This window comes from Streptomyces sp. NPDC021093 (assembly GCF_044333135.1).
GTDB lineage: Bacteria > Actinomycetota > Actinomycetes > Streptomycetales > Streptomycetaceae > Streptomyces.
This window is the reverse complement of record NZ_JBIRQJ010000007.1, coordinates 284796-302201: the sequence shown is the minus strand read 5'-3', so window position 1 is coordinate 302201 and position 17406 is coordinate 284796. Positions and strand designations below refer to the sequence as shown.

At 72.3% G+C, this 17406-nt stretch carries 15 protein-coding genes; 9 read left to right on the top strand and 6 right to left on the bottom strand.

The window, feature by feature from the left end; genetic code table 11:
• Nucleotides 1–2: 2 nt before the first annotated feature.
• Entirely contained in the window at nucleotides 3–1964 is a 1962-nt protein-coding gene (locus tag ACH4SP_RS23415; protein ID WP_398417483.1) for a DUF6350 family protein, read from the top strand.
• Between the two features lie 297 nt (nucleotides 1965–2261).
• Here the strand turns inward: ACH4SP_RS23415 and ACH4SP_RS23410 are convergent, their stop codons facing one another.
• On the bottom strand, nucleotides 2262–3188 hold the full coding sequence (locus ACH4SP_RS23410) for a hypothetical protein (protein WP_398417482.1): 927 nt from the start codon (nucleotides 3186–3188) through the stop codon (nucleotides 2262–2264).
• Between the two features lie 346 nt (nucleotides 3189–3534).
• Between ACH4SP_RS23410 and purN the strand changes: the two genes are divergently transcribed.
• Nucleotides 3535–4155, top strand: coding sequence for a phosphoribosylglycinamide formyltransferase (purN, locus tag ACH4SP_RS23405; protein WP_398417768.1), 621 nt, complete (start codon nucleotides 3535–3537; stop codon nucleotides 4153–4155).
• Complete coding sequence (purH, locus tag ACH4SP_RS23400; RefSeq protein ID WP_398417481.1) at nucleotides 4136–5746, top strand: bifunctional phosphoribosylaminoimidazolecarboxamide formyltransferase/IMP cyclohydrolase; 1611 nt, start codon at nucleotides 4136–4138, stop codon at nucleotides 5744–5746. Before purN ends, purH begins: the two co-directional genes overlap by 20 nt.
• Nucleotides 5747–5822: 76 nt before the next feature.
• Here the strand turns inward: purH and ACH4SP_RS23395 are convergent, their stop codons facing one another.
• The 4 genes from ACH4SP_RS23395 to ACH4SP_RS23380 form a co-directional block, all read right to left on the bottom strand.
• Nucleotides 5823–6215, bottom strand: coding sequence for a hypothetical protein (locus ACH4SP_RS23395; RefSeq protein WP_398417480.1), 393 nt, complete (start codon nucleotides 6213–6215; stop codon nucleotides 5823–5825).
• A 101-nt stretch (nucleotides 6216–6316) separates the two neighbouring features.
• The gene (locus ACH4SP_RS23390; RefSeq protein ID WP_398417479.1) at nucleotides 6317–7876 is read right to left on the bottom strand and encodes a serine/threonine protein kinase; all 1560 of its coding nucleotides are present in this window, start codon (nucleotides 7874–7876) and stop codon (nucleotides 6317–6319) included.
• The gene (locus ACH4SP_RS23385) at nucleotides 7873–8646 is read right to left on the bottom strand and encodes an FHA domain-containing protein (protein ID WP_398417478.1); all 774 of its coding nucleotides are present in this window, start codon (nucleotides 8644–8646) and stop codon (nucleotides 7873–7875) included. Before ACH4SP_RS23385 ends, ACH4SP_RS23390 begins: the two co-directional genes overlap by 4 nt.
• A 144-nt stretch (nucleotides 8647–8790) precedes the next feature.
• A complete protein-coding gene (locus ACH4SP_RS23380) occupies nucleotides 8791–9552 on the bottom strand; it encodes an RDD family protein (protein WP_398417477.1) in 762 nt (253 codons plus the stop codon).
• A 278-nt stretch (nucleotides 9553–9830) separates the two neighbouring features.
• Here ACH4SP_RS23380 and ACH4SP_RS23375 point away from each other — a divergent pair, with 278 nt between their 5' ends.
• Together ACH4SP_RS23375 and ACH4SP_RS23370 are read left to right on the top strand one after the other, a co-directional pair.
• Nucleotides 9831–10697 carry a bifunctional methylenetetrahydrofolate dehydrogenase/methenyltetrahydrofolate cyclohydrolase gene (locus ACH4SP_RS23375; RefSeq protein ID WP_398417476.1) on the top strand — a complete coding sequence of 289 codons (867 nt, stop codon included), beginning with the start codon at nucleotides 9831–9833 and terminating at the stop codon, nucleotides 10695–10697.
• Between the two features lie 53 nt (nucleotides 10698–10750).
• Nucleotides 10751–11377 (top strand): DUF3017 domain-containing protein, encoded by a 627-nt coding sequence (locus tag ACH4SP_RS23370; RefSeq protein ID WP_398417475.1) that lies wholly within the window; start codon nucleotides 10751–10753, stop codon nucleotides 11375–11377.
• Between the two features lie 90 nt (nucleotides 11378–11467).
• Here the strand turns inward: ACH4SP_RS23370 and ACH4SP_RS23365 are convergent, their stop codons facing one another.
• Entirely contained in the window at nucleotides 11468–11917 is a 450-nt protein-coding gene (locus ACH4SP_RS23365; protein WP_398417474.1) for a hypothetical protein, read from the bottom strand.
• Between the two features lie 383 nt (nucleotides 11918–12300).
• On the opposite strand from ACH4SP_RS23365, the gene ACH4SP_RS23360 reads away from it, so the two are divergent.
• From ACH4SP_RS23360 to ACH4SP_RS23345, 4 genes are all read left to right on the top strand, one after another.
• Entirely contained in the window at nucleotides 12301–13092 is a 792-nt protein-coding gene (locus ACH4SP_RS23360) for a peptidoglycan-binding protein (RefSeq protein ID WP_398417473.1), read from the top strand.
• Nucleotides 13089–14114: a helix-turn-helix domain-containing protein gene (locus ACH4SP_RS23355; RefSeq protein ID WP_398417472.1), complete on the top strand. Its 1026-nt coding sequence runs from the start codon at nucleotides 13089–13091 to the stop codon at nucleotides 14112–14114. Before ACH4SP_RS23360 ends, ACH4SP_RS23355 begins: the two co-directional genes overlap by 4 nt.
• A 397-nt stretch (nucleotides 14115–14511) precedes the next feature.
• Nucleotides 14512–15858, top strand: coding sequence for a DUF2690 domain-containing protein (locus tag ACH4SP_RS23350; RefSeq protein WP_398417471.1), 1347 nt, complete (start codon nucleotides 14512–14514; stop codon nucleotides 15856–15858).
• A gap of 373 nt (nucleotides 15859–16231) precedes the next feature.
• A complete protein-coding gene (locus ACH4SP_RS23345; RefSeq protein WP_362428701.1) occupies nucleotides 16232–17221 on the top strand; it encodes a malate dehydrogenase in 990 nt (329 codons plus the stop codon).
• Nucleotides 17222–17406 lie beyond the last annotated feature (185 nt).

The following is a 17406-nucleotide window of genomic DNA, read 5'->3' as shown; positions in this document are numbered from 1 at the left end:
GCGTGAACCCGAATCCAGTGACCGAGCACGAGCACGAGCACGGCGGACGCCCCGAGCGAGAGTCCGAGCACGAGTCCGAGCACGAGTCGGAGCGCGTGTCGGAGCGCGAGAGTCAGCGGTACGGCGCCGGGCTGTCGGCCGCGTCTGCTGCGTCCGCTGCATCGGCCGTGTCGGCCGGGTCGGACGCGGCGTCCGTCGAGGCCGGGGCTGCCAGGACCGTCGGGCACGGCCCCGGGCGGAACGGGCCTTCCGCCTGGGGTGTCTGTCTGGTGCGCGGGGTGCTGGCCGCCGGGCTGGGGCTCGGCGCGTTCGCCGTACTGGTGATGGTGCTGTGGATCAGCTCGCCCTACCCGGACGCGGGGGCCGGCGCGGCGCTGCACGTCGCCGCCGGGCTGTGGCTGCTCGCCCACGGCGCGGATCTCGTACGTCACGACACCCTGAGCGGTGTGGCCGCGCCCGTCGGGCTGACCCCGATGCTGTGTGCCGTGCTGCCCGTCTGGCTCGCGCACCGGGCGGCGCGCGACGCGCTGGAGGAGGACGGCGGCGAGGACGGTGCGCCGCCGCGGAACGTGCCCTCCGGATGGGCTGCCTTCGGCGGGGTGACGGTCGGGTACCTGGCGGTGGGATGCGCCGTGACGCTGTACGCGGCCGGCGGTCCGCTGCCCGCCGCGCCGGGCACCGTCGCGGTGTGGCTGCCGCTCCTCGTGACCGTTGCCGCCGCTGCCGGGGTGTGGACGGCGTACGGGCGGCCGCACGGGCCGCTGCCCGGGTGGGTTCCGGAGGGCGTGCGGCGCGAGTTCGTACGCCCCCGACTCGGGACGGCCGCGCGTGCGGCCGCGGCCGGAACGACCGTGCTGGTGGGTGGTGGTGCGCTGGTCGTCGGGGTCTCGCTGAGCTGGCACGCGGACCTGGCGCAGGAGTCGTTCCTGCAGCTCGCGGCGGAGTGGTCGGGTCGATTCGCGGTGCTGCTGCTGGCGTTGGCGCTGGTGCCCAACGCGGCTGTGTGGGCTGCCTCGTACGGGACGGGGGTGGGGTTCGGGCTGGGTACGGGGGCGGTCGTGACGCCGTTCGGGGGTGCGGGGGCGGCGGCGCTGCCGCACTTCCCGTTGCTGGCCGCGCTGCCGGGTCAGGGGCGGGGTACGGCGCTCAACTGGGCCGTGTCGGGCGTGCCGTTGGTCGCAGGGCTGACGGTCGCGTGGTTCACCGTGCGGGTGGCTGCGCCTGCGTATGCCGTACGGGAGGAAGCGTGGGGGCGGCGCAGGACGGCGGGCACGGCGGCGCTGGCGGCGGTGGGCTGCGGGGCGGCGATGGCTCTGCTGGCGGCGGCGTCGGGCGGCCCGCTCGGAACGGAACGGCTCGCGGAGTTCGGGCCGGTGTGGTGGAGGACGGGGCTGGGGGCGCTGGTGTGGGTGGCGGGGGTGGGGGTGCCGGGGGCGTTGGCGCTGCGGGGGTGGAGGGTGCGGGAGGGGAGGCCGTGGTTGTTGGGCGGGGGATGGTGGCGTGGGGTTGGGGGTGGGGGGGAGCTTGCTGGGGTTGGGGTTGGGGTTGGGGTTGGGGTTGGAGTCGGGGGCGGAGTTGGAGTTGGGGGTGGCCAGGGGGATGGGGTCGGGCTTGTTCAGGGGGGCCTTGAGGGCGGAGAGGTGGGGGGTGCGTGGCATGACAGTGGGGCGCGGGAAGTGCGGTGGGCGGCTTTGAGGGAGGCGTCCGGGGGGTTGATGGCGGAGTTGCCGAGGGAGTTGCCGGAGGAGGGGGTGGAGGAGGGGGCGGAGCAGGGGCCTTTGGCGCCGCCGCTTCCTGCTTTGCCGCCGGAGGTTCCTGCGGTGGGGGATTCGGTGGCGCAGGCGTCGGTTCTTCCGGCTTCTGCTCCGCCCGTGCCGGTGGCTCCGCCGGTGGTGGGGGTGGCGTCGGAGCCGGAGCCGGAGCCGGAGCCGGGGCAGGAGCCGGATGGGGGCGGCGTGGGGTGACGGGGTGGGGCGGGGCCGGTTGTGTTCGTGCGGGTGGGTGGGCCGCTTCGCGGATTTGGCCCCTCCCCGCCCCTTCCCGAAACCGCTCGCCGCGGGGCGGGCAAGCATCACGGCTGGCGCCGGTGGGGGCGGGGGTTCCGGGCTGCGCCCGGTGCACGGCTGCGCCGCGCGTCCTCAAACTCCCCCAAGGTCTTAAGGACCAGGGGGTACCCCCTCGACGGGCTGAAGTGGCCTGCCTGAAGTGGCCCGGACGGGCTGAAATGGCCTGCCTGAAGTGGCCCGCCTTGCTCCTTCTGCTTATTCCTTCACGCCGAAGACCGGGATCAGGGACTTCGGGAGTTCGTCGTTGCACGCGACCTGTGCGGACTTCGTCAGGGAGTCCGCGACGCAGGTGTAGTAGTCCCGGTAGACGAGCTGCACCGTGAACGTCGTTGCCACGATCGCCAGTGCCAGCGCCGCCGTCACCAGTCCGCTCACCGCGGCCGTCGTCTGCGGCCTGGTGCTCACCGGCGGGGTGGCGGGCGCGGCGGGCGGCCCCGTCAGGGCAGCCGTGGCGTCCGGCTTCGGCTGCTTGTTGCGCAGGGAGCTGATGCCCCAGTAAAGAGCCAGCGCGCCCAGCAGCAGCGAGATCTCCCGCTGGGTGAACAGGGCGAAGAAGAACGCCCACATGCCCGCCAGCAGCGCGTACCGTGCGCGGCGCTGTGCCGGGTCCGTCGGGTCCCAGCGCAGGTTGGTTCCGGGGCCGCCCTCGGCGCCGTCCGGTCCGTTCTGGCCGCGGCCGGTGCCGCCCGTTCCGCCGGGGCCGCCGAAGCCGCCACTGCCCCGGCTCGGCGGCTGGCGGTCGCTCCACCGACTGCCCCAACCCGAGCCGCCGGAGCCGGAGTTGTCCGGGTCGTTCGGGGTCTCGCCGGTCGGCCTGCGCGGTTGCCAGGGCTGGTCCGGGCGGCCCTCGGGCGGCGGTGCGAACGGGTTGTCGTCACCGGAGCCGGAGCCGGAGCCGGAGCCCGAAGGGTTCGTGCCCGTGCCCGAGCTCGAAGGGTTCGTGTCCGTGCCCGAAGGGTCCGTGCCCGTTCCCGCCCCCGTCCCTGATGCTTCCGTGTCGCCGCCACCCTTGCGTTCCCGCAGCAGCACCGGCCCTCCGTCGGCCGCGAGCGGAAGCGGAAGCGGCAGAAGCAGCGGGAGCGGGCGGCGGCGGAGAGCCGCGCGGCGGCGTCGGTCCGTCATCTGGTGAACGTCTTCCCCTCGGACCCTCCGGCGGAAGGTCGTATGTCGTCTGGAATTCCGCGCCTGTGGCCGACCTGCTGTCGGCCTCGTAAGGAGCCGGGGCGGAGTCCTGCCCTGACGCTACCTCCCGCCCGTGCACCCGTCCCGTGGGGGCGGCCCGGTGTGCCGGTATCGTTGCGAGCGGTCGGCGCCTTCGTAGGGTTCCCCGTATGACGGGGTGCGATTCGTTCGTACGACCACACAAACCGCACCACCCGCGAGAAAGAGACCCGCCGTGGCCTCCCCGCCCCCCTCCGTACCGCCCGTACCCCTTCTCCCGCCTGCCGCCGGACGTCCTGCCCGTCTCGTGGTCCTGGTCTCCGGTTCTGGTACGAACCTCCAAGCCCTGCTCGACGCCATCCCGGCGGACCGTCAGGACGGCCGGGACAGCCCGTACGGCGCGGAGATCGTCGCCGTGGGCGCCGACCGCACCGGCATCGCCGGGCTCGAACGGGCCGAGCTGGCCGGCATCCCCACCTTCGTCTGCAGGGTGAAGGACCACGGGACGCGGGAGGAGTGGGACGCGGCGCTGGCCGAGGCCACCGCCGCCCACGAACCCGACCTCATCGTCTCCGCGGGGTTCATGAAGATCGTGGGGAAGGAATTCCTCGCCAGGTTCGGCGGCCGGGTCGTCAATACGCACCCCGCCCTACTGCCCAGTTTTCCCGGTGCGCACGGTGTCCGTGACGCCCTCGCGTACGGCGCGAAGGTCACCGGGTGCACCGTCCACTTCGTCGACGACGGCGTCGACACCGGCCCGATCATCGCCCAGGGCGTGGTCGAGATTCGGGATGAGGACGACGAAGCCGCTCTCCATGAGCGGATCAAGGAAGTCGAGCGCACGCTGCTCGTCGAGGTCGTGGGGCGTCTCGCCCGCAACGGCTACCGCATAGAGGGACGAAAGGTTCATGTCGGTGAACTCCGTTAACCCGGAAAACTCGGCCAACGCCAACTCAGACAACTCGGTCAAGAAGCCCGTCCGGCGGGCGCTCGTCAGCGTCTACGACAAGACCGGTCTTGAGGAGCTGGCCCTGGGCCTGCACGAGGCCGGCGTCGAGCTGGTGTCGACCGGCTCCACCGCCGCGAAGATCGCCGCGGCCGGCGTCCCGGTCACCAAGGTCGAGGAGCTCACCGGGTTCCCCGAGTGCCTGGACGGCCGGGTCAAGACGCTGCACCCGCGTGTGCACGCCGGCATCCTCGCCGACCTGCGCCTGGAGGACCACCAGCGGCAGCTCGCGGAGCTCGGCATCGAGCCCTTCGACCTCGTGGTCGTCAACCTCTACCCCTTCACGCAGACCGTCGCGTCCGGTGCGACGCCCGACGAGTGCGTGGAGCAGATCGACATCGGCGGCCCTTCGATGGTCCGCGCCGCCGCCAAGAACCACCCGTCCGTGGCCGTCGTCACCAGCCCCGAGCGGTACGCGGACGTCCTCGCGGCGGTCAAGGGAGAGGGCGGCGGCTTCGACCTCACCGCCCGCAAGCGCCTCGCGGGCGAGGCCTTCCAGCACACCGCCGCGTACGACGTCGCCGTGGCCGCCTGGTTCGCCGACGACTACGCGGCCGCCGACGACAGCGGCTTCCCGGACTTCATCGGGCAGACCCACGCCCGTAAGAACGTCCTGCGGTACGGCGAGAACCCGCACCAGGGCGCCGCGCTGTACGTCAACGGCACGGGCGGTCTCGCCGAGGCCGAGCAGCTGCACGGCAAGGAGATGAGCTACAACAACTTCACCGACACCGACGCCGCCCGCCGCGCCGCCTACGACCACGCCGAGCCCTGCGTCGCGATCATCAAGCACGCCAACCCGTGCGGCATCGCCATCGGTGACGACGTCGCCGAGGCCCACCGCAAGGCGCACGCCTGCGACCCGCTGTCCGCGTTCGGCGGCGTGATCGCCGTCAACCGCCCGGTCAGCGTCGCCATGGCCGAGCAGGTCGCGGAGATCTTCACCGAGGTCATCGTCGCCCCGGCGTACGAGGAAGGGGCCGTCGAGGTCCTGGCCCGCAAGAAGAACATCCGCGTGCTGCGCTGCGACGGCGCCCCGTCCGACCGGGTCGAGGTCAAGCCGATCGACGGCGGCGCCCTCCTCCAGGTCACCGACCGCCTCCAGGCGGACGGCGACGACCCGGCCAACTGGACGCTGGCCACCGGGGACGCCCTCTCGGCGGACGAGCTGACCGAGCTCTCCTTCGCCTGGAAGGCCTCCCGCGCCGTCAAGTCCAACGCCATCCTGCTCGCCAAGGGCGGCGCGTCCGTCGGCGTCGGCATGGGCCAGGTCAACCGGGTCGACTCCGCGAAGCTCGCCGTCGAGCGGGCGGGCGAGGAGCGGGCGCGCGGTGCGTACGCCGCGTCCGACGCCTTCTTCCCGTTCCCCGACGGGCTGGAGATCCTGCTCGCCGCGGGCATCAAGGCCGTGGTCCAGCCCGGTGGTTCGGTCCGTGACGAGCTGGTCGTCGAGGCGGCGAAGAAGGCGGGCGTGACGATGTACTTCACCGGCACGCGCCACTTCTTCCACTGATCGTCAACAGCAGTGTGTGACGGAAGCCGTGCACTCCCCCGAGGAGCACGGCTTCCGTCACCCACCCCGCACCTGCTCAGCAGCGCGGCAGCCCCGGGATCGGCTCCCACGGTCCGCCCTTGCTGAACGCGGTGGCGCTCACCCAGACCCTCTTGTTCCCGTTGTCGTCGTCGGTCAGTGCCCACCAGTCGTTGTGGTTGTTCGCGCCGTCGTAGACGGCCTGGCCCTTGGCCTGGCAGTAGAAGTAGTTGTTGCCCGCCCACAGGTTGCCCATCGGGTGGGAGACGTCGCGGTACTTCTCACTGACCGCGTTGCGCCACGTGTTGAAGTAGTACTTCCCCTGGATCTGCACCTGGGCGGTCTGTGCAGAGGCCGGTGTGTCGGCCTGGGCGACGCCCGGTGCCACCAGTACCGCGGCCCCCGCGACCGTGGCACCGAGAGCGGCGATCATCGAACGGGTCCTGCGCATGAAGTCCCCCTGTGGAACTAGGAGTTGGCGCTTCGTGCCGCCGCTTCGGCGGCACACCAGAACCATCCCCCGCAGGCCTCCGCCCCGGTACCTCAGAAGTCTCAGGGTGTCCTGTCGCCCGCCACCGCGTACTCCTTGAGGTAGTGCGCGACCTTGTCCGCATGGGGGCGGAGCTTCGCCGGTGCTCCTCCCCACTCGTTGACGCGGGAGGCGGAGGAGCGATGCGCGACGGCACCCGCGACCGAGGTGGAGACGTTCAGGTTGGGCCACAGCTCCGGGGTGATGGCGCACAGGTAGCGGCCCAGTGCCGGGATCGACTGCTCCGGCGGGAACGGCGGCTTAGGGTTCCCGGTCGACGGACGCTCGTTGCTGCGCAGCCAGTACCGCACCACCCGGGGCGTCCAGCGGGCGATCCCGAACTCGTCGTTGGCCGGATCGGACAGGTTCGGGTCGAAGTTGCTCTCCACCTTCAGGATCGCCGCGATCTGCGCGGGCGTGACGTCCTTCTCGCCGCACTGGTGCGCCGAGTCGACGATCAGCTTCCGGTACGCCACCGGGATGCCCTTGTCGGTGGCCAGCTCGGCGGCCCCGTACTCGCCCGCTGGTACCGCCGGTACCGTCCCGTCGTCCCGCAGCGCCAGGAGCCCCAGCGAGACGCCCGTCAGCACCGCCACGAGTCCGGCCGCCCACGCCGTCCGCACGGCACGCCGCGAGCGGGGGCGCAGCCGGGGGAGCCGGGGCGAAGGCGCGGAGTCGGTCACCGCCTCGATGCGGCGCAGCAGCGCGGCGGCCGTGTGCGCGGAGCGCTCCTCGTGCGTACGGGCCAGGCAGTCGGTGACGATTGGGCGCCAGGCGTCCGGCAGCCCGGGGTCGAGGTGCAGTTCAGCCTGCCCGCGCGCATAGCTCAGCAGGGCCTCCGAGCGGGCGGCGGGCCCGCCCCCGCTGCTGCCGCCGCCGGGCAGCGGGGGCTTTCCCGTCAGGACGAGATGGGCGAGCACGCCGAACGCCCAGACGTCCGTGGTCGGTCTGACCTGCCGCCCGTTGTCGCTGATCTCCGACCACAGCAGCTCGGGCGGCGTGTAGTCGGGCGTGGCGAAGGCCGGTGCGTACGCATGCGTGCCGTCCATCTCGGCGGCCAGGTTGAAGTCGCCGAGCCGGACCGTGCCGTCCGCCATCAGCAGTACGTTGCCCGGCTTGAGGTCGCCGTGCACCCAGCCCGCGTGGTGCAGCTGGTGTATCCCCTCGCAGACCTGGGCGAGCAGGGCCGGCCCCGCGGCGGGCACCGGCTCCCGGGCGAGCAGCGCGTCGAGCGAGCCCTCGGCCCGTTCCAGTACGAGGACGGTCGCGCCGTCCAGCTCGGGCCGCTCCGGGTCGTCCACGGTCAGCGCCTCGTACATCCGGATCAGGCGCGGCCGGGACAGCTTGCGGTGCATCGCCAGCTCGCGCTGCGCGAGCTCGCGCAGGTGGTTCAGCTGGCGCGGGGTGCGGGTGCCGGTGGGGAGGAACTTGAGCGCCGCTTCGGAGGGCAGGCCCGCGGGCGCACCGGACGCCTTGACCGCCGCGTACACGCTGCCGAAGGCCCCCGCCGCGAGCGGTTCACGCACCTGCCAGGCCCCGACGCGGTAGCCGGCCGGTACGGAGACGGCGAAGGGGGTGGTCACCGCGGGTCCAACTCTCTTTCCAGCAGCGCCAGTTCGGATTCCCGTACGAGATCGAAGCGCAGGGCGAGCGAGACCAGGGACTCCTTCTTGCCGTTCAGCCGGGGCCCGCAGTCCGCCGACTCCGGGGGCTGCTTGAGGCGCAGCTTCACCGCGAGGTAGTCGATGTTCCACTGCACGGCGGTGCGCGACGCGGCGGGCCAGCCGGGCCGCAGCCGCTCCGCGACCTGGTCGACGGTCGGCAGCGGCGCGTGCGGCTCGCCGCGCAGCCGGGGTTCGCACAGTGCGGTCAGCACGGCGAAGTACCGCTTCGTGCGGTCGAGGGCGAAGGCGGGCGCGGTGAGGGTGCCTTCGAGGGACGGGTCGGCCGCCACGTAGTCGTGCCGCGGGGCCCAGACCTCGAAGCCGAGCAGCTCCCCGGCGGCGGGCAGCACCACCCGCGAGAACTCGAACGGAACGGGAGCGTCCAGCCGGCCGGGCGCGATCTTGATGTGCTCCCCCGCGCCCTCCGGGTTCTCGACGACGTACGTCTGCCGGGAGCTGAGGTTGCTGAGCGTCCAGAACGCGCCGCTGGCCCGGATCTCCCCGGCGGTACGGGAGATTCCGTCGTGCGTGAGCGTGAGATGGGGCGGGCGTGCGCCCGTGCCCGGGACCGTGCCCGTCCTGGACTCCGGCGGTGGGGTACGGCCGAAGCGCAGGCTCTCGCCCGGCGCGAGCCGGAATTGCTCCTCGGGACCCGCACATTGCGCGGGAACCACGATGATGCTGTACATGCTGCACACCCTTCCCAGGCGAACCCCCGCCAGATTAGGGAGCGGACGGGTCCTGAGAAAGGCGGAAGGCCGCCAATTCCCCGGATCGAGTGGGGAATTGGCGGCCTTCACCGGGCATCGCAGACGGTCGCGCCTGCCGCGTGCCTACTTCTTGATGACGATCGTGCCGCCCGCGCGGTCGTGCCAGCCCTGGAGCTTGCCCGAGTTGTCGAAGAACGGGGAGAGGTAGACCAGGAGCGTGCCGAGGCCGCAGAAGAGCGAGCCGACCATCGGGATGATCCAGCGGATGAAGCCCGCACCCAGGCCGGGGGCCTGACCGGTGCTCTCCTTGATGACCTTGACGCCGAGGACCATCTTGCCGAGCGTGGCACCCCAGATGGAGACCATCAGCCACTCGTAGAGCAGGGCGATGAGGGCGAAGACGGCGATGGCGCCGAAGAAGGCGGCGACGATGCCGACGCTGGCGTTGGCCGCGTCGTTGATGCACTGGTCGTAGCCCGGGGACATGTAGTTGCCGCAGTCCTTGATGGACTCCGAGGCGCCCACCAGGCCCGCGAGGCCGATCGCCGAGAAGATCGCGTACAGGATGCCGTACGCCACGCCGTCGAGCGCGCGGGCGCCGAGGCGGCGGCCCATCGTGGCGAGCTCGACGTTGCCGAGGGCCGGCACGTTGATGTAGCCGTTGTTGGCCTGGAGGGTGCCGCCCGGAGGCATCTGGCCGGCGGGCTGCTGGGGGTAGCCGTAACCCTGCTGCGGGACGCCCTGCGGGGCCTGCTGCGGGTAGCCGTAACCGGGCTGGCCCTGCGGCGGCTGCTGGGGGTAGCCGTAGCCGGGCTGGCCCTGCGGCGGCTGCTGCGGCTGGCCCTGGGGCTGGCCGTACGGGTTGTTGGGGTCGCCGAAGCTCACGAGCGATTCCTCCGTTGGTGGTGCTGGGGACGATGCGGTCCGAGCGGAGGAAGTTACGTGGATCGAGCGGTGTGCCCCCCTGTGCCGCCGCGGAACTGCGCGCCACATCGTCGTATTACCGTCTGCTTCTTGTCCAGCCGGAAGCACCAGGTGTTGTGAAGGTGCAACGTTTGGTTCGAGCCGGTGACAAACCGGCGGGGGCACGAGCGGGGGCACGAGCGGGGGCACGAGCGGGACCTAATTGGAACCTCACCCCCGTCATCCGCGAGGATGGGCGCATGACCGCCCAGATTCTCGACGGCAAGGCCACCGCAGCCGCGATCAAGTCCGAACTCACCGGCCGCGTGGCGGCCCTGAAGAGCCGGGGAGTCACTCCCGGGCTCGGCACCCTGCTGGTCGGCGACGACCCGGGCAGCAAGTGGTACGTCGCGGGCAAGCACCGCGACTGCGCCCAGGTCGGCATCGCCTCCCTCCAGCGCGAGCTGCCCGACACCGCCACCCAGGAGGAGATCGAGGCAGTCGTAAGGGAACTCAACGAGGACCCCGCCTGCACCGGCTACATCGTCCAACTCCCGCTCCCCAAGGGAATCGACACCAACCGCGTCCTGGAGCTGATGGACCCGGCCAAGGACGCCGACGGCCTGCACCCGATGAGCCTCGGCCGCCTCGTCATCGGCGAGCCGGGACCGCTGCCCTGCACCCCGTACGGCATCGTCCAGCTGCTCCGTCACCACAAGGTCGAGATCGCCGGCGCCCATGTGGTCGTCGTCGGGCGCGGCATCACCATCGGCCGCCCGATGCCGCTGGTCCTCACCCGCAAGTCCGAGAACGCGACCGTCACCCAGTGCCACACCGGCACCCGTGACCTCTCCTCGCACCTGCGCCAGGCCGACATCATCGTGGCCGCCGCCGGTGTCGCGCACCTGATCAAGCCCGAGGACGTCAAGCCCGGCGCGGCCGTCCTGGACGTCGGCGTCAGCCGCGACGAGAACGGCAAGATCGTCGGCGATGTGCACCCCGGTGTCGCCGAGATCGCGGGCTGGGTCGCCCCCAACCCGGGCGGCGTCGGCCCGATGACCCGTGCCCAGCTCCTGGTCAACGTCGTTGAGGCCGCCGAGCGCGCAGCCGGCATCGACGCGGGCTGACCGGGAACAGGACCGGGATTCGTACGGGAAGTACGGGAAGAGGGAGCGACGCCATGGGCGGCAGGGCAGCGGACGACCGCACGGAAGCGGGCGGCACCGGCAAGGGCGGTGCGAACGAAGAGGCGGCAGCGCCCGCTGCCGAGGCGCCCGACACGGCCGAGGCGCCCGACGCTGCCGGAACGCCCGACACGGCCACGGACCCGGAGCCGGCCGAGGTCACCGCCGAGGACCCGGAGCCCCGGGCCAAGGGCGTCGTCAGCGCGCCAGGTCCCGACGGTCCCGTCCGCACCACCCGTCGCTTCCCCCTCTTCACCCGGGACACCGCCCGCCCCGAGGGCGGCGGCCGGGCCGCTGCCGGGGACGCTCCGGCGCCCGCCAGGCAGTGGCCGCTGCTCACCGTCCTGGGGGCGACCGGGATCGGGCTGCTGCTGGTCGCGGTCGACGCGTTCGGCATCGGCTTCCGGCTCGGCACGGTCCTGATCGGGATCGCGCTGCTCGCCGGCGCGGTGCTGCGCTGGGTGCTGCCGTCGGTCGGGATGCTCGCGGTCCGCTCCCGCTTCACCGACATCGTGACGTACGGCGTCCTCGGTCTGTCCATCACGCTGCTGGCGCTGATGGCGCAGCCGAACGGGCTGAAGATCCCGCTCCTGGAGTCGGTGGTCCGCTTCACGGTGCGCTGACGCCCGCGCGAGCGGTCTCGACGCACGGCCGGTGGCCCGGCCTCTCCCCCCGTGGAGAGGCCGGGCCACCGGTGTGTCGGAAGGCGGTGCCTAGCGGCAGCTGGGGCTGTTGCGGATGTTGATCGCGTACGGCCGCCAGCCCGACTTGATGGTGTAGGAGCGGTTCGGACGGGCGCACTCCCAGTGCCTGCCGGTGCCGTTGAGGCGCTGGAGGTAGATGCGGGCGCCGTCGTCGCGGCGGCTGTTGATGACGTGGTTGGCGGTGCGGGCGCGCGGGCCGAGCGACTGGTAGCCCCGGTCCTTGTAGGCGGCCTTGAAGCTGTTGCCCCGGTAGAAGCAGACGTTCGGCCAGCGGCAGCGGGCCGCGGCGTTGACGTCCGCGGACCGGACGGCCGACGACTGGACGGCCTGCGACTGGACGGCGGACTGCGTCCTGGCCGGTGCGGCTGCCGCGCCCGGGGCCGCTCCGACGGCGAACAGTCCGCCGACGGACAGGGCCGCGGTGGCGAGTGCGACGCCGCGCTTCTGGGTGAGCTGCATGGGTGGTTCCTCCCCGTTGCTGTACGAGTACTGCTGCTGCCGTGTACGAGTACTGCCGTGCTGTACGGGTGCTGCTGTGCGGTACGACAACGACTCTGCGGTGCGACTTCCGGTCGCCGCCAGAGCACTCCGCCTGGCCGGGACAGCGTGGGACGTCCCCCGCTCCGAGCTGCGGGGACGCACCGTCCCAGGACGTCGCCGTGGGATGCGGGGGACGCCACCGACTGGCCGGAAGACGCCCCTGGCGCGGGAACCGGGCGCGAACCGGGAACCCCCGCGACGGCCCTTCGCATCATGAGTGGGGACTGCCGGGGGTAGGACTACTCCGGGTCGGGGGTCCGGGGCCGCGCCCCGGAGAAGCGCAAGCGCGTACGGGGTGGAACATGTCGCGTTGGAAGACACTGCCGGCGGAACTGGGGGAGCGGGACCGTCAACTGATCGTCCAGCTCCGGCGGTTGAAGGACCACAGCGGTCTCAGCCTGGCCGCACTGGAGGCGAAGACCACCAGCAGCCGCTCCTCCTGGGAGCGCTACCTCAACGGCCGCACACCGCCGCCGAGGGAAGCGGTCGAGGAACTGGCCAGGGTCTGCGGGAGCGACTCGACGAGACTGCTGGTGCTGTACGACGTCGCCGCCCGCGACCGGGGGCGGGCGGCGGACGAGGCCGGTGGGGCCGACGGGGCCGTGTCGCAGGAGGCCCAGGCTGCCCCGGCGGACCCGGAGACTCCGGCGGTCCCGGGGCGGCGGCAGCCCCGCACCGTGCGGCTCGGCCCGGCCGTGTGTGCCGCCGCCGCGCTCGCACTGCTGGTCGCCTTCGCCGCCGGATACGTGCTCGCCCGCACGGTGTCCGGCGACGGGACCGCATCCGGCACCGGCGCCTACACGTACGAGGAGGGGCGTACGTACCCCTGTGGAACCGGCCGCAAGGACGGCCTGCGCTACGCCGGGCACAGCGTCAGCCGGGACGCGCTGCTGATGCCCAACACCCAGGGGGCGGACGTGGCCGAGGCGCAGTGCCTGCTCCGGCAGCACGGGTTCGACCCGGGGGCGGTCGACGGGCTGTACGGGACGCGGACGCAGGACGCGGTGAAGGCCTTCCAGCGGCAGCAGAAGCAGCAGCGGCTGGTCGTGGACGGCCTTGTCGGCGAGGACACCTGGCGGGAGCTGCGCCGATGAGGGAGCCGACGGCTGAAGGGAAGGGCGAGCGGAAGCAGCGGGCGACGGGTGGGGAGTGTGCCCATCTCGCGCAGGAGCTGAGGGGGCTGAAGGAGCGCACCGGGCTGAGCCTGGCCGCGCTGGCGGAGCGCACTCCGTACAGCAAGTCGTCCTGGGAGCGCTATCTCAACGCCAAGAAGCCGGTGCCCCGGCAGGCCGTCGAGGCGCTGTGCGCGGTCGCTGCCGAACCGGCCGCCCGGCTGCTCGCCCTGTGGGAGCTGGCCGACACGGCCTGGAGCGGCCGATCCGCACCCGGCGGCGAGCGGCGGACCGAGGGCGCGTCGACGCCCGCGGACCGGTCCGCCCGGCCGGCGGATCCGGCCGCCGCCTCCGCGCACGTACCGGAGAAGAAGGGGTCGTGGCGGCCGTACGCCCTGATCACGGCCGGTGCGCTGGCGGGCGCGGCGGTGGCGGTGACGGTCGGCTTCGCCGTGCTCGGCGCGGGGGGACCGGGCGGGCCCGGAGCCGGGGGAGCGGTCGGTACGGGGCTGTCGCCGCGGCCGACCGGGGCGGCGGTGGAGGCGGGCTGCCTCGGAGTGCGGTGCGTGGGGCGTACGCCCAAGGGCATGGGGTGCGGCCAGTCGGGGGCGGCGACCTCGCTGGTGGACCGTTACGCGCGCGGCGGCCAGCGACTGGAGATCCGGTACAGCAGCGTCTGTCGGTCGGTGTGGGTACGGGCGTCCTTCCTCAAGGTGGGCGACAAGGTGGCGCTGTACCCGGCGCTGGAGGACGAGGGGGAGGCCCGCGGTGGGGCCGGAGCGGGCACGGCCGGATCACCCGGAGCGGGCGTCGACGGCGGCGCGGTCGAAGCGGGTGCCAGGAACGGGGACAGCGGGATGAAGGTCATGCGGGCGGAGGCGGTCGATGTGGGGGATGCCACAGGTTGGGTCGTGACGCCGATGCTCGCGCCGCGTGATCCGTCCGGGGTGCGGGCCTGTCTGGAGCCCGCGCTGGGCGGCGCCCCGGAGTGTTTCGACAAATGATCGACGTGCACAACTGGAAGGAACTATTCCGGTGTTGGGTGCCGTCTTGGGCTGCGGTGCCTCGTCGTGGATCACCAGAAAGATCTTGTTTTGCGGCAAGCTGGTGGAATCCAGTGAAAGCGCGGACTTGTGCGGACAAAGCGGGCATGCCAGGCCGAAGGGCAGGGCTCCGGCAATCCGCACACAGCAACGATGGGACACTGGTACGGGCGATCGGAACGGGGGCGCGCAATGGGGTGCGCCGGAGTTCCGATTTGCTCCCGTGCGCTCCCGCCCCAGGAACTGACATCCTGGCGTTGCGCATCCCTCTGGGTAGCCAGGTTCATAGGGGCATGGGCAGGGGGCAGGAAAGAGCGCGGGGCACATCAGGAACGTACGGGGGGACAAGGGGGAAGCAATGCCTCGTTGGAAAGCGCTGCCGGAGGGACTCGACCCGCAGGTCAGGGAGTTCGCGAACCAGCTGCGCAGGCTCGTGGACCGCAGCGGCCTGAGCGTCGCGGCCGTCGCGGACCGCACCGGGTACAGCAAGACGTCCTGGGAGCGCTATCTCAATGGACGGCTGCTCGCACCCAAGGGCGCGGTCGTCGCGCTGTCCGAGGTGACCGGGACCAATCCCGTTCACCTCACCACCATGTGGGAGCTCGCGGAGCGCGCCTGGAGCCGTTCCGAGATGCGCCACGACATGACGATGGAGGCCATCCGGATCTCCCAGGCGCGTGCCGCGCTGGGCGAGTTCGGGCAGCCCGCGTCGAAGAACGGGAAGGCGCGCAAGCAGGGCAGCGCCGCCGCCCCGCCCTCGCGTCCCGGTTCCGCTGCCGGTCCTGGCCCGTCCCGTGGCTCGGACCCGGCGCTGACCGACACCGGCCAGCAGCGGCGTGCCGCCAGGCCGGCCAGCAACGACGCGTTCGACATGACCACCAATCTGAAGATCCCGAGCGAGCTGACCAAGCAGCGCACCGGGCAGGGCCCTTCCGCGCCCGCCCGCCCTGCTCCCGGCCGTCCGGCGACGGGCCGCCCCGCCACCGGACTTCCCGCCACGGGCCGTCCCGAGCACGAGCGCGACTACGCCAGCGACTTCGAGCGCGGCTTCAACCAGGGCCAGAGCTACAACAACCCGTCGGCCTCGGCGGCGCCGGGCCGGTCCGGCTCCGGCGGTGCGGGCGGTTACGGCCGTCCGTCGGCGCCCGAGTCCCCGCGCCCCGGCCCGCCGCCGCCGAACTCGGCGCCGGACCGGCAGCGTCAGCGGCGCAAGCTGACGATGTTCCTGGCGGGCGTCGTCGGCGCGCTCCTGGTGATCGTCGCCGCGGTCCTGCTGACCAGCAGTGACAAGGACAAGGACCCGAAGGCGGGCAAGTCCCCGGCCGCTTCGCAGTCCAAGTCCACCGCGCCCAAGCTGCCCGCCGGCGTCAAGTGCAACGGCAAGGCCTGCGACGGCAAGGACCCCGAGGCGATGGGCTGCGGCGGCGAGTACGCCACCACGTCCGCCCGCGGCAAGGTCGGCACCGCCGCCATCGAGGTCCGCTACAGCAAGACCTGCGGCGCGGCCTGGGCCCGTATCACCGGTGCGGCGTCCGGCGACAAGGTGACCGTCTCCTCGGACACCTCGGCGGCCGGTCAGAAGGGTGTGGTCGGCGCCGCCGACACGGACGCCTACACCAAGATGGTCGAGGCGGCCACGGCGGACGAGGCGAAGGCCTGCGCGACGCTGAAGTCCGGCAAGAAGGACTGCACGGTCCCGGAGTAACGGGGCCGCACGGTCCCGGCGCCACCGGGGCCGTCCCGCCCCGGCACGGCCGGGGCGGAAAGAATCTCAGAAGTACGGGGCATGTCCGCCGCTCCTCGGGGCAAGCGGATGTCATCCCCCCACGGGTGTACGCCAACCCGCGACGGCCGTTCGCGCTCCCCCCCTCTGCGCGGACGGCCGTTGGCGTTCCCGGGCCCCGGCGGCAGCAGGGCCGAGCCCGATGTGCACCTGATGTGCGCCGTCCCACACGGACCCGGGGGCCGGGTCCGTCCCGGGCGCGATAGCCTGACGGGCGGACATCTCTCCACATCGAGATATCCCGCACACAAGGGGCAGGGACCCCCGCCACTTCGCTTGTCTTACGGAGATCGCCATGACCCGCACTCCCGTGAATGTCACCGTCACCGGCGCGGCCGGACAGATCGGCTACGCGCTGCTCTTCCGCATCGCCTCCGGTCACCTGCTCGGCCAGGACGTGCCGGTCAAGCTGCGTCTTCTGGAGATCCCGCAGGGCCTGAAGGCCGCTGAGGGCACCGCCATGGAGCTCGACGACTGCGCCTTCCCGCTGCTCCAGGGCATCGAGATCACCGACGACCCGAACGTCGGCTTCGACGGCGCCAACGTCGCGCTGCTCGTCGGCGCCCGCCCCCGTACGAAGGGCATGGAGCGCGGCGACCTGCTCTCCGCCAACGGCGGCATCTTCAAGCCCCAGGGCAAGGCCATCAACGACAACGCCGCGGACGACATCCGCGTCCTCGTCGTCGGCAACCCGGCCAACACCAACGCGCTCATCGCGCAGGCCGCCGCCCCGGACGTACCGGCCGAGCGCTTCACCGCGATGACCCGCCTGGACCACAACCGCGCGCTCTCGCAGCTCTCGAAGAAGACCGGCACCCCGGTCTCCGAGCTGAAGAAGCTCACGATCTGGGGCAACCACTCGGCCACCCAGTACCCGGACATCTTCCACGCCGAGGTCGCGGGCAAGAACGCCGCCGAGGTCGTGGGCGACGAGAAGTGGCTGGCCGACACCTTCATCCCGACCGTCGCCAAGCGCGGCGCCGCGATCATCGAGGCCCGTGGCGCGTCCTCGGCCGCCTCGGCCGCCAACGCCGCCATCGACCACGTGCACACCTGGGTCAACGGCACGGCCGCCGGCGACTGGACCTCGATGGGCATCCCGTCGGACGGCTCGTACGGCGTCCCCGAGGGCCTCATCTCGTCCTTCCCGGTCACCTGCAAGGACGGCAAGTACGAGATCGTCCAGGGCCTGGAGATCAACGACTTCTCCCGCACGCGCATCGACGCGTCGGTCCAGGAGCTCAAGGAAGAGCGCGACGCGGTGCGCGAGCTCGGCCTGATCTGACGTCTCGTCGGACGGAGTCCGGCGCAGCTTCCCGAAGCCCATGAGGCCCCCTGGGGCCGAGCGGTGCGAGGGGAGCATGAAGGGTCAGTGCGCGACGCGGTGCGCGAGCTCGGCCTGATCTGACGTCTCGTCGGACGGAGTCCGGCGCAGCTTCCCGAAGCCCATGAGGCCCCCTGGGGCCGAGC

Coding starts and splice junctions, on each gene's coding strand:
- ACH4SP_RS23350 (WP_398417471.1), top strand. CDS start 14,512: ATGCCTCGTTGGAAAGCGCTGCCGGAGGGACTCGACCCGCAGGTCAGG.
- ACH4SP_RS23375 (WP_398417476.1), top strand. CDS start 9,831: ATGACCGCCCAGATTCTCGACGGCAAGGCCACCGCAGCCGCGATCAAG.
- ACH4SP_RS23345 (WP_362428701.1), top strand. CDS start 16,232: ATGACCCGCACTCCCGTGAATGTCACCGTCACCGGCGCGGCCGGACAG.
- ACH4SP_RS23385 (WP_398417478.1), bottom strand. CDS start 8,646: ATGTACAGCATCATCGTGGTTCCCGCGCAATGTGCGGGTCCCGAGGAG.
- ACH4SP_RS23370 (WP_398417475.1), top strand. CDS start 10,751: ATGGGCGGCAGGGCAGCGGACGACCGCACGGAAGCGGGCGGCACCGGC.
- ACH4SP_RS23395 (WP_398417480.1), bottom strand. CDS start 6,215: ATGCGCAGGACCCGTTCGATGATCGCCGCTCTCGGTGCCACGGTCGCG.
- ACH4SP_RS23365 (WP_398417474.1), bottom strand. CDS start 11,917: ATGCAGCTCACCCAGAAGCGCGGCGTCGCACTCGCCACCGCGGCCCTG.
- ACH4SP_RS23360 (WP_398417473.1), top strand. CDS start 12,301: ATGTCGCGTTGGAAGACACTGCCGGCGGAACTGGGGGAGCGGGACCGT.
- ACH4SP_RS23355 (WP_398417472.1), top strand. CDS start 13,089: ATGAGGGAGCCGACGGCTGAAGGGAAGGGCGAGCGGAAGCAGCGGGCG.
- ACH4SP_RS23410 (WP_398417482.1), bottom strand. CDS start 3,188: ATGACGGACCGACGCCGCCGCGCGGCTCTCCGCCGCCGCCCGCTCCCG.
- purH (WP_398417481.1), top strand. CDS start 4,136: ATGTCGGTGAACTCCGTTAACCCGGAAAACTCGGCCAACGCCAACTCA.